General features: G+C 64.0%; 13 protein-coding genes. 7 read left to right on the top strand and 6 right to left on the bottom strand.

The genetic code is table 11. The annotated features are described in order from the left end of the window. Nucleotides 1–211: 211 nt before the first annotated feature. The 4 genes from FTO74_RS00610 to FTO74_RS00595 all read left to right on the top strand — a co-directional run bounded on the left by FTO74_RS00610 (nt 212) and on the right by FTO74_RS00595 (nt 5,102). Nucleotides 212–1,186, top strand: coding sequence for a D-glycerate dehydrogenase (locus FTO74_RS00610; protein WP_255462419.1), 975 nt, complete (start codon nt 212–214; stop codon nt 1,184–1,186). Nucleotides 1,187–1,293: 107 nt separating this feature from the next. Then, nucleotides 1,294–2,976: an alpha/beta hydrolase-fold protein gene (locus tag FTO74_RS00605; RefSeq protein WP_162536409.1), complete on the top strand. Its 1,683-nt coding sequence runs from the start codon at nt 1,294–1,296 to the stop codon at nt 2,974–2,976. A gap of 243 nt (nt 2,977–3,219) precedes the next feature. Then, nucleotides 3,220–4,326 (top strand): A/G-specific adenine glycosylase, encoded by a 1,107-nt coding sequence (locus tag FTO74_RS00600; protein ID WP_162536408.1) that lies wholly within the window; start codon nt 3,220–3,222, stop codon nt 4,324–4,326. A 350-nt stretch (nt 4,327–4,676) separates the two neighbouring features. Next, nucleotides 4,677–5,102, top strand: coding sequence for an OsmC family protein (locus FTO74_RS00595; RefSeq protein ID WP_162536407.1), 426 nt, complete (start codon nt 4,677–4,679; stop codon nt 5,100–5,102). 122 nt (nt 5,103–5,224) lie between these two features. Here FTO74_RS00595 and FTO74_RS00590 read toward each other — a convergent pair whose 3' ends face one another. Then, the gene (locus tag FTO74_RS00590) at nt 5,225–6,196 is read right to left on the bottom strand and encodes a cation diffusion facilitator family transporter (protein ID WP_162536406.1); all 972 of its coding nucleotides are present in this window, start codon (nt 6,194–6,196) and stop codon (nt 5,225–5,227) included. 279 nt (nt 6,197–6,475) lie between these two features. Here FTO74_RS00590 and FTO74_RS00585 point away from each other — a divergent pair, with 279 nt between their 5' ends. Both FTO74_RS00585 and FTO74_RS00580 read left to right on the top strand, forming a co-directional pair. Next, the gene (locus FTO74_RS00585) at nt 6,476–6,925 is read left to right on the top strand and encodes a VOC family protein (RefSeq protein WP_162536405.1); all 450 of its coding nucleotides are present in this window, start codon (nt 6,476–6,478) and stop codon (nt 6,923–6,925) included. Nucleotides 6,926–6,958: 33 nt separating this feature from the next. Then, nucleotides 6,959–7,444 carry a DinB family protein gene (locus FTO74_RS00580; protein ID WP_162536404.1) on the top strand — a complete coding sequence of 162 codons (486 nt, stop codon included), beginning with the start codon at nt 6,959–6,961 and terminating at the stop codon, nt 7,442–7,444. Between the two features lie 93 nt (nt 7,445–7,537). On the opposite strand, the gene FTO74_RS00575 is transcribed toward FTO74_RS00580, so the two are convergent. The 5 genes from FTO74_RS00575 to FTO74_RS00555 form a co-directional block, all read right to left on the bottom strand. Then, nucleotides 7,538–8,833, bottom strand: a complete 1,296-nt coding sequence (locus tag FTO74_RS00575; protein ID WP_345933848.1) for a dihydroorotase — start codon at nt 8,831–8,833, stop codon at nt 7,538–7,540. Between the two features lie 54 nt (nt 8,834–8,887). Then, nucleotides 8,888–9,850, bottom strand: coding sequence for an aspartate carbamoyltransferase catalytic subunit (locus tag FTO74_RS00570; protein WP_162536402.1), 963 nt, complete (start codon nt 9,848–9,850; stop codon nt 8,888–8,890). 5 nt (nt 9,851–9,855) lie between these two features. Continuing rightward, nucleotides 9,856–10,425 (bottom strand): bifunctional pyr operon transcriptional regulator/uracil phosphoribosyltransferase PyrR, encoded by a 570-nt coding sequence (gene pyrR, locus FTO74_RS00565; RefSeq protein ID WP_275938916.1) that lies wholly within the window; start codon nt 10,423–10,425, stop codon nt 9,856–9,858. A gap of 245 nt (nt 10,426–10,670) precedes the next feature. Beyond that, nucleotides 10,671–11,363, bottom strand: coding sequence for a zinc ribbon domain-containing protein (locus FTO74_RS00560; protein ID WP_162536401.1), 693 nt, complete (start codon nt 11,361–11,363; stop codon nt 10,671–10,673). Nucleotides 11,364–11,408: 45 nt separating this feature from the next. Next, the gene (locus FTO74_RS00555) at nt 11,409–12,065 is read right to left on the bottom strand and encodes a hypothetical protein (RefSeq protein ID WP_162536400.1); all 657 of its coding nucleotides are present in this window, start codon (nt 12,063–12,065) and stop codon (nt 11,409–11,411) included. 145 nt (nt 12,066–12,210) lie between these two features. Here FTO74_RS00555 and FTO74_RS00550 point away from each other — a divergent pair, with 145 nt between their 5' ends. Next, complete coding sequence (locus FTO74_RS00550; protein ID WP_162536399.1) at nt 12,211–12,651, top strand: 2Fe-2S iron-sulfur cluster-binding protein; 441 nt, start codon at nt 12,211–12,213, stop codon at nt 12,649–12,651. The last annotated feature ends 4 nt before the right edge of the window (nt 12,652–12,655 follow it).

Below are 12,655 nucleotides of genomic sequence, written 5' to 3'. Positions count from 1 at the left end.
GGCTTTAGGCCCGAGGTATGCTTTCTTCCAAATCCGCAAAGACTGTCCTGCCGGACGGGCCCGCTACGTGCGGGGCGGGCGTTTGCACGCCTTTTTACTGCTTCGCTTGGTCCTCCCGTTGGTCGGAAATAAATATTCTCGCTGCCACATTCATCCCAACTCAGCGACAATGTTTACCAAGTTCAATCCCGCGCAAAATGGTGACCCAAAAGTGACCGCAGCAACCGCCCGCAAGAAGATCTTTGTCACCCGGCTACTGCCGCCCGACGTCGAGAGCCGCATGGCTGAGCACTACGACGTCGTCCACAACCCAAGCTACACCTCGCTCTCCGACACCGATCTGGCCAGCATGGCCACGGGCTTCGACTACCTCCTCGTCTCCGGCTCCGACCAGGTCTCACGCCGCGTCTTCGAGGCCCTCGCCGGAACCCTCAAAGTGGTGCTCACTCTCTCGGTCGGCTTCAACCACATCGACATCGAAGCGGCTAAAGCCTTCGGCATCCCGGTCCTCTACACTCCGGGCGTGCTCTCGGACGCCTGCGCCGACCTCGCCCTGATGCTCCTGCTGAGCGCCGCCCGCCGCGCCCACGAGGCCGACATGGTGGCCCGCTCGGGCAACTGGCCGGGCTTCGCGCCCACGCAGCTCATGGGGATCGGCCTTGCTGGCCGCCGCGCAGGCATCTTGGGCATGGGCGGAATCGGACAGGCCGTGGCCCACCGCCTGCGGGCCTTCGGAGTAGCGGTCCACTACCACAACCGCCGTCGTCTCCCGGCAGAGCAGGAGCTGGACGCCACCTACCACGAGACCGCCGAGAGCCTGCTGGCGGCGAGCGACTTCTTCCTCATCTGCGCCCCGGCCACGACCGGGCTGGGTGGCTTCCTCAACCGCGAGCGGATCGCCCTGCTGCCCAAGGGAGCTATCGTGGTCAACGTCGGGCGCGGCGATCTGGTGAGCGACGACGCACTGATCGAGGCGCTCCAGTCGGGCCACCTCTTCGCGGCGGGATTGGACGTCTACCCCAACGAGCCGCACATTGATCCGCGTTACTACCCGCTGCCGAACGCCATTCTGATGCCGCACATCGGCAGCGCGACCACGGATGCCCGCAACGCGATGGGCTTTCTGTTATTAGACGGCCTGGCCACGCTGGAGGCTGGAGGCAAGCCGGAGAATCAATTGTGCTAAACAAAAAAACACGCGAAGCGTCGAGTACCGCACGAAGTGCCGCCCGTCCGGCGTTAGGACGTTTTTGCCATTGTTTTTTTCTGCTTCTGCTCCTTAGCCGCACCGCTTTGGCGCAAGACCCACCCCACGGGCAAGTCATCGCCGCTACCCTTCCCCCCGGCCAGTTCTACCCCGGCACGCCCCACGCCTACTCGATCTACATCCCGGCCCAGTACAACGCGAATCACCCCATCCCGTTCACCGTATTCATGGACGGAGCCAGCTTCCTCCGCGAGCCGATCCGCACCGCGCAGGTCCTCGACCAGCTCATCGCCGAACACGCGATTCCGGCCATGATCGGCATCTTCGTGGACCCCGGCGTCCTGCCCGCCATCTCGCCGTCCGCGCAAAACCGCTACGAGCGCTCCTTCGAGTACGACGCGCTGAGCGACCGCTACTCGCGCTTTTTGCTGGAGGAGCTGATCCCCGCCGTAGCCACGCACTATCGCCTCTCGACATCCCCCGACGACCGGGCTCTGGCGGGCATCAGCACCGGCGCGGCTGCGGCCTTTATCGCCGCGTGGAACCGTCCCGACCAGTTTCATCGTGTAATCAGCTTCATCGGAACCTATGTCGCGATGCGCGGAGCCGACTCGCTTCCCGCGCTGGTGCGCAAGACTGAGCCGCGTCCGCTACGCGTCTATCTTGAAGACGGTTCCAACGACCACATCGTCGCGGGTGAGCCCTACGGCACCTTCTACGCGGGCAGTTGGCCCATCAACAACCAGGTGATGCTCGAAGACCTTGAGTTCGGCGGCTACGATGTGAAGCTGACGCTCGGCCAGGGTGGCCATGAGATGAAGGGCGGAGCGGCGATCCTGACCGATGCGCTGCGCTGGATGTGGCGCGACTACCCTCAACCCATCGTGCCCCACGCGCCCAAGGCCCTGAACCAGCCGGGCTGGGACTCGCGCGGCAGCATCTTCTCCACGATTCTTCCCGATGAACCGTGGCAGCCCGTAGGCACCTCGTCGGTCAGCTCCATCGGCGTGCATCCCAGCGGCGATGTGATCGTCGCCGACGCGCAGAGCGGCAGCATCCAGCGGCTGGACTCCACGGGCACTACGCACGAGATAGCCCACGACAACGGTAATCCCACGGCGCTGACGGTAGGGGCCGACGGCCGAATCTTCGTCTACCAGCGGGCGCGCAGGAAGATCGTCGCCTATCGCAGCACAGTGGCTGAGGATGTGGCCACAGGTGTCGACGTGGCCGAGATGACGATCACGCAGAAGGGACGCCTTTACTTCAGCGACCCCGCCCAGCATCGGCTCGGATATGTGGACACGGCCCATCCTTCAGCCGCGTCCTATACGCCGCTGGCGATGGATGACCCCGCCGGAGTCACCCTCTCGCCCGACCAGGCGATGCTTGTGGTCACCGACGCCAAGGGGCGCTATAGCTGGTCGTTTCAGCTAGGCCCGGACGGCAGGCCGAGGAACGGCGAGCCCTTCTACCGGCTCGAGGTGAAGGACGACAGCACTACCAGCGAGGTGCGCGGGGTCGTGGAGGACTCGATCGGGCAGGTCTACTTCGGCACGCCGCTGGGCGTCCAGGTCACCGAGGCCAGCGGGCGCGTCGCCATGATTCTGAATGGCCCGGAGTATGGAGCCGTGGGCTCGCTGCGATTCGCGGGGCCGCACTACGATTGGCTGTACGCGATCCACAAGGGCAAGCTGTACCGACGTCATCTGCGCACGTTCGGCGTCGCAGTAGACGCTCCGAAGAAGCCACCGCTACCGCCGCTGTAGCGGTGGCCGGTAAGAGCACGGCTTTAGCCGCTAAGAAACTCTTTTTATAAGAGAGGACAGATCTTGTCCTGCCGGACAGGCCCGCTACGCGCGATGCGGGCGTTCACACGCCTTTTTACTGCTTCGCTTGGTCCTCCCGTTGGTCGGAAGAAAATATGTTCGCTGCCGACTAACAGAAGACCCCATGCTGTTGATCCACCCACGTCGCCCTGGGAACGGGACGACGTACTAGAATCAGTCTCTATGAAAGCCGCAGATCGGGAAGGACTTAGTCCGTCCCAGATAAGAAACTTCCGCAAACATCTTGCCGACTGGTATCGCCTGCACGCCCGCATCCTGCCCTGGCGCGGAGCCCACGATCCCTACCGCGTCTGGGTCTCCGAGATCATGCTGCAACAGACCCGGGTCGCCGCTGTCATCGACCACTATGAGCGCTTCATGCGCCTCTTTCCCACGCTGGTCTCGCTGGCCCTCGCGCCCGAGGCCGACGTGCTGGCGGCCTGGTCCGGCCTGGGCTACTACCGGCGCGCCCGTATGCTGCACAAGGCAGCCCAGTTCGTCACCCAGGAGCTTAGCGCCAAGCTGCCCACCGACTCGGTGGGGCTGCGAACGCTGCCGGGCATCGGCGTGTACACCTCCGCCGCGGTGGCCAGCATCTGCTTCGGCGAGCGCATCGCCGTGGTAGACGGCAACGTCGAGCGGGTACTGCTGCGCATTACGGGAAGGCCGGAGGTCGCCTCGGCTGCGGCGAAAAACTTTATCCACCATCTGGCCTCGGATCTGGTCCCGGCCAAGCGGCTGAACGAGAAGGGTAACGCCGCAGGCGACCACAACCAGGCCATGATGGAGCTGGGCGCGACCATCTGCCTGCCGCGCGGACCGCTCTGCCTGCACTGCCCGGTGTATGGGCTATGCCGCACCCGCGGCGAGCACCTGACGCCGCCGCGACCGCGCCAACGGAGCCGTCCCGCTGCCTACCTGCTGGCCACGCGCAAGCGCCGGGTGGTAACGGAGGTGCTGCTGGAACGTCGCGCCGATGACGCGTCGCTGATGCCGGGGATGTTGGAGCTGCCGCCGCTGCCGCTGGACGCGGTGGAGGGCCGGGAGCCGATCTTGCGGCTGCGCCACTCCATCACCAACACGAACTACTACGTGGGTATTTATGCGCAGACGGGTAGTACGAGCGGGGCGCTGCGGCGGGCGGTTCCGGCGGCGAAGGCGGACCTCGTCTGGCACCCGATCACTCGGATTCAGGAGCTGCCGGTGACGGGGTTGACGCGGAAGGTGCTGGCGCGGCTGCGGCTGGACTCCGTGATTGGGCCGGAGACACCGGAGCAGAGACGTGCGTAGCGGAAGCAAGCAACACGCGAAGCGTCCAAGACCGCACGAAGTGCCGCCCGCCCGGCGTCAGGGCGCTGTTGCTTTTGCTTCTAGTAAAAATCCGCACAGCTAAGAAAATACCCGCAAAACCGGCAGACGAGCTTGCACCGCGAGTCCTGGAGCCGCGATCCGCAGGTGGGGCAATAAACACACAGATGCTCGTCGGGAATCGCGCAGACTCTCTCGACCGGCTGTGCGTCTTCATCCTGCACGGGGCTGTCCATACGCCCAGCTTATCTCTGCCGTAGCGGAAAATTCAAATACCAAGTACCTCCACGAGCATCCTATGACCGGTAGCATTAGGTTCAAAGGAGACACACATGGATCGCAGCGCAAGCGCAGTCTGGCACGGCAACCTGAAAGAGGGCAACGGCAGCATCTCCACCCAGAGCGGCACCCTGAAGGAAGCCCAGTACAGCTTCAAGACCCGGTTCGAGAACGGCGTCGGCACCAACCCCGAGGAGTTGATCGCGGCGGCGCACGCCGGATGCTTCACCATGGCGTTCTCGAACGAGCTGAGCACCGCCGGCCACGTTCCGGAGTCGGTGGAGACCACGGCGGTCGTCACGCTGGAGTTCCCCGGCGGAGCCCCGACGGTGACAAAGATTCACCTGGTCTGCAAGGCGTCGGTTTCGGGCATCGAGAAGGAGAAGTTCGACGAGGTGGCCAAGACGGCCAAGGAGAACTGCCCCATCTCGCGCCTGCTGAAGGCCGCCGAGATCTCGCTCGACGCGACACTCCTTTAAAAACAAAAGCGCCCTTACGCCGGGCGGGCAGTACTTCGTACGGTTTTGGACGCTGCGCGTATTTCCTGCCTCAACCACGAACCCGGGTGCCCATGTCTCGATTCTGAGACATGGGTTTCACCCTAATGCGTATGTGCGTGGCCGTGGCTATGGTCGTGCCCATGATGATGATGCCCATGCGCCCCCACCGTCTCCAATTCCGGCGGAGCCGAACACCCATGCGTGGTCTCGCATCCCTGAGTTTCGAACTGGATCGTCGTGTGCTGAATGTGGAACCGGTTCCACAGTGTCGCATTGAGATTCTCGAGCAACGCAGCGCTAGCCGAGACCTCCATCTCGCAGATGAGCACATGGCAGGCCAGGATGTAGCTCGAAGAGCCGAGGCTCCAGACGTGCAGATCATGCACGCCCTGCACGCCGTCAACTGTCTCCATCGCCGTGCGAATCTCCCTGAGCTGCAGGTCTTTGGGCGTGCCCTCCAGCAGAATGTGCAGCGTCTCGCGGACGATGCCGTAGGAGCTGTAGAGTATCATGCCCGCGATGACGATCGAGAGCACCGGGTCGATCCAGTAGAGGTGTGTAAACAGAATGCCCGCGCCACCCGCAATGACCGCCGCAGTCGAAAGCGTATCGCCCAGCATGTGCAGAAAGACGCTGCGGATGTTGACGTCGCCCGAGAACTTCCACAGCAGGGCCGCGATGAAGCCGTTCATCAGGACGCCTGCCACGGCGACCTCCATCATCAGCCGCGGCTCAACGCTGACCGGAGCCGCCAGCCGGTGAATGGCCGAGATCGCGATCCAGCCCGAGAGCACGATGAGCGTCAGCGCATTGACGAACGCCGCAAGTACGCCCGCGCGCTGGTAGCCGAAGGTCTTCTCCTCGGTGGCCGGGCGGGCCTGAAAGTACACGGCCACAAACGAGAGCACGATGGCCAGCATGTCGGAGACGTTATGACCGGCCTCGGAGATGAGCGCCAGCGAGTGCGCGCGCACGCCGAAGTAGAGTGTCGCCACGACGTAACAGAACGTCGCCACCAGCGAGACCTGGAGCACTCGCTGCATCGCCCGGTTATTGCTCGCGACCATGTGCATGTATTTAGTGTATTCCTGGTACTTCGTGCCGTCTCGGGGCGGACGGGAAATGATCTTCTGAGAGCGTCCGCTGGTCGGCAGCGAGCATAATTTGTTCCTCCAGCGGAGGACCATGCGAAGCAGTAAAAAGGCGTATAAATGCCCACACCGCGCGTAGCGGGCCTGTTCGGCAGGGCATTTGCCGTTGCTTATCTGGAAGAAAGCATCTCCCGGAGCTAAAGCCCCGACCTACCCTAGAAGCAGCATTACTCTCAACAGATTCATCTGTAGGAGGTTGCCATGGCTGAAGATACAACCAAAAATGTTGCTAAATCCTGCGTCTCCACCGTCATTCCGGCGATGCGCTATCGTGATGCCCGCGCCGCTATCGCCTGGCTGGGCAAGGCGTTCGGGTTTCATCCGCAGGCCGTCTACGACGGTCCCAACGGCACCGTGGCCCACGCTCAGCTTACCTTCGGCAATGGCATGGTGATGCTGGGCTCGGTCCAGAAGGATGGCGAGTGGAGCAAACGGATGGTGCAGCCGGATGAGATCGGCGGGCGTGAGACTCAGTCGGCGTGCCTCATAGTGAGCGATGCCAGGGCTATCTACGAGACCGCCAAGGCCGCCGGAGCGGAGATTGTGCAGGAGCTGGCCGAGATGCCCTACGGCGGGTTGGCCTTCGGGTGCCGCGACCTTGAAGGCCACCTGTGGTCGATTGGGGAGTATGACCCGTGGGCGCAGGCTTAGCCGACGCGGCGTGCGGCGTGGTAAGTTCTTGGGATGGAAACGAATCCTTACGCCTCGTGCCTGGGCGATCAGGACGCGCGCGCTGTGCTGGCGGCGACGCCCGGGCTGCTGCACACCGCTGTCTCCGCACTGACGCCTGAACAGATAGAAGCGCCGATTGCGCCGGGCAAGTGGAGCCCGCGCCAGATCGTCGCGCATCTGGCGGACTGTGAGCTGGCCTTCAGCTTCAGGATGCGGCAGGCACTGACGGACCCTCCGCCGGTGGTGCAGCCGTTCGACCAGACGCAGTGGGCGGTGCACTATGGGGTCTACGATATGGCTTCGGCGCTGGAGCTTTTTCGGATGACACGGGGTTGGAACCTGAAGCTCATCGGTGGGTTGAGCACGGCGGACTTTGCTCGTGAGGTGACGCACCCGGAGCGCGGGACGATTACGTTTCAGACGATTGTCGAGACCATTGCGGGACATGATCTGAATCACCTGCCGCAGTTGCAGCGGCTGGTCGGAGAACAATCCTAGCTTCCGACCAGCGGGAGGCCCTCAGAAGATCATCCTCCCCATACCGCCCCGAGAACCGCACGAAGTGCAGCCCGCCCGGCGTTAGGGCATCTTTTAGCTTTTGAAGACTACTCGGCCACCGACTACAGTGGCCTTGATCCGGCCCAGCATTGCGGCCCCGTCGAAGGGCGTGTTCTTCGACATGGAGCGTGAGGCCGAAGCGGTGAACTGCCACTCCGCACCTGCGTCGAAGACGACCAGATCGCCCCATGCTCCGGGCTTGAGCGAACCTGCGTCATTGAGCTTCACGATGCTTGCGGGGTTCGCGCTCATCAGGCTGATGACGCGTGCGAGGGGCATCCCATGCTCACGATGCAGGACGCGCAGGGCCAGGCCCAGCGCGGTCTCGAGGCCGGTGATGCCGTTCGGGGCGCGCTCGAACTCCTGCTCTTTTTCGTGGCGGGCGTGCGGCGCGTGGTCGGTGGCGATGCAGTCCACCGTGCCGTCGAGTAGCGCGGCGATCATGGCCAGCCGGTCGGATTCGACACGCAGCGGCGGGTTCATCTTGGCATTGGTATTGAAGTCGCCGATGGCCTCGTCGGTGAGGGTGAAGTGGTGCGGCGCGACCTCGCAGGTCACGTGCAGGCCGTCGGATTTGGCGCGCTGAATCGCCTGCATCGCGCGGGCCGTGGAGACGTGCTGGACGTGCAGGTGCGGGCGCACGCCGTCCTTGGCTTCAATGTCGCGGAGCAGGGCAATGTCGCGCTCGACGATGCGGGACTCGGCCTCGATCGTCATGCCGCGCAGGCCGAGCCGGAAGGCCACCGGACCGGCGTTCATGCTGCATCCGCCGGTCAGGCGCGTGTCCTCGGCGTGCTGCGAGACGACCAAGCCCAGGCGTCCGGCGGAGAGCAGGGCGGCGCGCATCATCGCGTCTTCGAGCACGGGCTTGCCGTCGTCAGTGAAGCCGACTGCGCCCGCGCGGGCAAGTGCGGGGTAGTCGCTCAGCTCCGCGCCCATGCTGCCCATCGTGGCGGCGGGCATGGCGAAGAGCCGGACCGCCGAGTTGCGGGCGGGTTCGAGCATCCATTCAAGGGAGGCGACCGTGTCGTTGACCGGCACGGTGTTGGGCATAGCGACGACGGAGGTGAAGCCGCCCGCCGCGCCCGCGCTGGTGCCGGTGGCGATGGTCTCCTTGTAAGTCTGGCCGGGCTCGCGCAGGTGGACGTGTACATCTACGAAGCCCGGCGCGACTACGCAGCCGGTGGCGTCGAGGGTCTCGGCGACTTCTACTCCGGCGAGGACGCCGGGGGCTTCTACGGCGGCAATGACGCCGTCGCGAACCAGAATGTCACGCTGCGCGTCCAAACCGCTTGCCGGGTCGATCACACGGCCGTTTTTGATCAACATGCTACTCATTTTGTTACACACTCGCGGCTTCTGATATTTATGCCACTCAAACAGTTACAAACTAACGCCTAGCGCTCGTACCAGCAGGGCGGTACGGACTGCCAGACCGTTGCTGACCTGCTGCTCGATGGCCGAGTTGGGGCTATCGGCTACCTCGCCCTGAATCTCGAGGCCGCGAATCATCGGGCCGGGGTGCATCACCAAGGCGTTGGGAGAGCAGCGTTCGAGACGCGCCGCCGTTAGCTGATATCCGGCGATGTACTCGTTCAGATCGAGCTTCAATCCGGCGAGGCGCTCGCTCTGGATGCGCAGCATCATCGCGACCTGCGAGCGGCGCAGCGCGGTGTCGAAGTCGCGCACGATTTCTACGCCCTCGCCCAGCGTTGCGGCCTCTTCGGGGAGGAGTTCTACTGGTCCGCAGAGCAGGACTTTCGCGCCAAGGCGCGGCAACAGCATCGCGTTCGAGCGGGCCACGCGGCTGTGGCGGATGTCGCCGGTGATGGTGATGGTGACGCCTGCGAGTACCTTGTCGTCCACGGGGCGGTCGGCGAGGCCAAGCCGCGAGAGGATCGTGCGCAGGTCGAGCAGGGCCTGTGAGGGATGCTGGTGCATTCCGTCGCCCGCGTTCAGAACCGGCAGGCCGGTGGTGCGGGCCAGCAGAAAGGGCGCTCCGCCCGCCGAGTGACGCAGCACGATGCACTCGGCTCCAAGCGCGCGCAGGGTCAGTCCCGTGTCCTTCAGGCTCTCGCCCTTTTCGATGGAGGAGGATTTGTCGCTGACCAGCGTGGTGGTCGCGCCAAGCGACTTTGCCGCCAGCTCAAACGAGGTGCGGGTGCGGGTGCTGGACTCGTAGAAGAGCAGCGCCAGGGTGCGTCCGGCCAGCAGTTGGCGGCGCTCGGCGGCGGCCATCTTTTCGAGGCGGGTCGTCAGAGCCAGGATCGAGGCGACCTCGGCGATGGGGAGACCAGCGACTGTTATCAAAGAACCGGGGGCGTAGGGCGAGAGCGAATCCGTCATTCCGATCAGTCCACCAACTCGACCAGCAGCACCTGCTCGTCTTCGTCGACCTCGCGCAGCTTGACCTCGATGATCTCGCGGCTGGAGGTGGGGACGTTGCGGCCGACGAAGGTGGCTTCGATGGGCAATTCGCGGTGGCCGCGGTCGATGAGGACCAGAAGCTGTACGCTCTTGGGGCGGCCGTGGTCGAAGAGGGCGTCGAGCGCCGCGCGGATGGTGCGGCCGGTGTAGAGCACGTCGTCCATCAGGATGATGTCGCGGCCGGTGATGTCGAAGCCGATAGCGCCGGGCGTCACTACGGGGCGCGGGCCCTGCGTGGTGAGGTCGTCGCGGTAGAAGCTGATGTCGAGCACGCCCGTATCGACGGGCTGCTTTTCGATCTTGGCGATCAGGGCTCCGAGCCGGTTTGCCAGGGGGACGCCGCGCCTCTTGATGCCGACCAGGCCCACGTTGGCGCTGCCGTCGTTCTTTTCGACGATCTCGTGCGCAAGCCGTACCAGCGTGCGCTCAATCTCCGACGCCGACATGAGTCGGCCCTTGATCCGCAGTTTCTGACTTCTGGTTTTATCGCTCATATGTTGTGCTTTCCGCTCCTCAGATTCTAGTGCACTTCATGCCGTTCTCGGGTCGGTATGGGGAAATTAGCCTCTGAGGGCCACCCGTTGGATGGCAGCGAGCATATTTTTTTCGACCAACGGGAGAAGCACGCGAAGCTTTAAAAAGGCGTGTGAACGCCTGCCCGCCGCGCAGGCGGCCCGTCCGGCAGGACAACGTTGTGGCAGGGATAGGTCGAGCCTTCAGCGCTTTTCGGGGTAGTGGTTTAGTTGCCGGGGGTCAGTCTGGCGCGGGTCCGCATCATGCCCGCAAACGCGCCGCCCGCCGTCGAGACCGCGATGAGCACGATGGCCATTGAAGCGAAGACCGTCAGCATCATTCCGGCGATGAACTCCTGCGAGTAGAAGATGCCCAGCCACTCCGTCGGCACCGGGTTGGTCGCGGCCATCTGGGTGATGGAGGCATGTATCCGAATCGACATCTCGTGGTCGAGATCGCCCATGTTCTTCAGGCCGAAGCGCGCCACCAGCCCCATGATCGAGGTCGCCAGGGCCAGGGCGGCCGTCATCGCCAGCCCCACCACCAGGCCGATGCGCGCGCCTACTCCAGCGTCTATCCAGGCCAGCGGGCGCTGCTTCTGGTAGAGCCCCAGCGCGATGACCGAGCCGCTGACGATCCAGCCCCAGCAGAGCAGGCCGAGCAAGGGGAACGGGCCGCTGAGGAGGGAGAGGACCGCTCCGCCGCCCGCCACCACGGCAGCGCAGCGCAGCGCCATCTGCCACTCGATCTGGCGGGGATCGGGCGGGGGAGGCGGTGCGGCCGCGCCGGTGGAGTCGGGGCCGGGGTCGCTGGGCATGTAGTCGCGCAGGTAGAGCTGGGGGGCTCCGCAGTGCGGGCAGTAGGACGAGTTCGGCAGCCCCGAAAGCTCCTCCCCGCAGCGATGACAGAGTTCATACATACCCGCTTATTGTAGCGGGGATCCCATTTGTTTCCCGTGAGGGGGCTATTGCTTCCGCTCAGCCTTGTCCTTGTCGGAGTCCTTGTCCGCGTCGTCGTCCGAGAACGAGAGCTGCCCCGGCAGATCCAACGCCACCAGTTCGAACCGGGTTCCACCGTTCTCAGGGCGGATGGAGACGATGTGCTGGTGCTGCCTGGAACCGACCTTCAGATTGATCTTTCCGGTCTCCGGCTTGCCCTCGTTGGCGTTGACCACGACGTGGTTTCCGCTGTCGTGGTCGCAGGTCAGGCCCTCGGGCGTCCGCGTCGGCGTGCCCACGGGCTTGTCGCCCGAGCAGGTGAGGATAGAGCCGAACTTCGCCAGGCTGGTCCGGTAGAAGGTCTGGACCTTCTCGGGCGAATCGGTGGTCCGGTAGGTGGCAGCCTTGACCCGCAGGCTGAATCGGCCGAAGCTCATGTTCACGTCGGCCGCGCCCTCCTCGTCGTGGGCCTTCTTCACCGGCTGCGCGCCGGGGTAGACGTCGAGGCCGGTCACGCCCGCGACTACGTTGTCAGCGGTCTTGATGGTCATGCCGCCGAAGGGCGTGGCGATCTTCACGTTCTCTCCGCCACCCGCGCTTTTGTGCTCGTCGACCCGGCACCCGACGGCTAATCCTGCCGCTGTCAGCATCGCCAAGGCCGCTACTGCCTGGTTCGTCCGCATCTTTTTGCCTCCGCACGCGCCGCTGCTCAGCGTGCAATCAAGATACGCGGGATTGGGCGGTTTCGTTCCTTACATTCATGCTTCCGGAATCCCCAACCGGTAGAATGGAATCAAACGCGTGAGAGAGCAGTTTCAGAGAACATTTATGTCAGAGATTCAGCAAGACCAGATTATTGATACCAGCAAGCCGCCCGCCGAGAACATGGTTCGCGTCACCTTCCAGACCGAGGGCCAGCCTGAGAGCAAGACAGTCGAGTTCCCCTTCGATGCGTTGCCCTACGACGGGCACGGCCTGCCGATGTCGTTTCTGGATGTAGCCGAGAACTTCGGGGTCTTCCTCGACCATGCGTGCGGCGGCGTCTGCGCCTGTACGACGTGCCATCTGCATGTGATTGAAGGTGCCGGCGGCATCAGCGAGGCTGAGGATCTGGAGCTGGACCGCATGGAGACGGCTCCGGGGATTCAGTTGAACTCGCGGCTGGGGTGCCAGGCGGTGATTGAGAAGCCGGGAGCTTATGTGGTCGATATTCCGGCTTGGAACCGGAATTACGTGCAGGAAGGCAAGCCTGCAACCACGCCTAAGTAAGGCA

The organism is Granulicella sp. WH15 (assembly GCF_009914315.1).
In the GTDB taxonomy this organism is placed as follows: domain Bacteria; phylum Acidobacteriota; class Terriglobia; order Terriglobales; family Acidobacteriaceae; genus Edaphobacter.
This window is presented reverse-complemented; position numbering and strand designations above follow the sequence as displayed.

Excerpts from the sequence above, each read along its gene's own strand:
- FTO74_RS00600 (WP_162536408.1), top strand. The coding sequence starts at position 3,220 with ATGAAAGCCGCAGATCGGGAAGGACTTAGTCCGTCCCAGATAAGAAAC.
- FTO74_RS00580 (WP_162536404.1), top strand. The coding sequence starts at position 6,959 with ATGGAAACGAATCCTTACGCCTCGTGCCTGGGCGATCAGGACGCGCGC.
- FTO74_RS00560 (WP_162536401.1), bottom strand. The coding sequence starts at position 11,363 with ATGTATGAACTCTGTCATCGCTGCGGGGAGGAGCTTTCGGGGCTGCCG.
- FTO74_RS00555 (WP_162536400.1), bottom strand. The coding sequence starts at position 12,065 with ATGCGGACGAACCAGGCAGTAGCGGCCTTGGCGATGCTGACAGCGGCA.
- FTO74_RS00595 (WP_162536407.1), top strand. The coding sequence starts at position 4,677 with ATGGATCGCAGCGCAAGCGCAGTCTGGCACGGCAACCTGAAAGAGGGC.
- FTO74_RS00570 (WP_162536402.1), bottom strand. The coding sequence starts at position 9,850 with ATGACGGATTCGCTCTCGCCCTACGCCCCCGGTTCTTTGATAACAGTC.
- FTO74_RS00585 (WP_162536405.1), top strand. The coding sequence starts at position 6,476 with ATGGCTGAAGATACAACCAAAAATGTTGCTAAATCCTGCGTCTCCACC.
- pyrR (WP_275938916.1), bottom strand. The coding sequence starts at position 10,425 with ATGAGCGATAAAACCAGAAGTCAGAAACTGCGGATCAAGGGCCGACTC.
- FTO74_RS00590 (WP_162536406.1), bottom strand. The coding sequence starts at position 6,196 with ATGCACATGGTCGCGAGCAATAACCGGGCGATGCAGCGAGTGCTCCAG.
- FTO74_RS00550 (WP_162536399.1), top strand. The coding sequence starts at position 12,211 with ATGTCAGAGATTCAGCAAGACCAGATTATTGATACCAGCAAGCCGCCC.
- FTO74_RS00575 (WP_345933848.1), bottom strand. The coding sequence starts at position 8,833 with ATGTTGATCAAAAACGGCCGTGTGATCGACCCGGCAAGCGGTTTGGAC.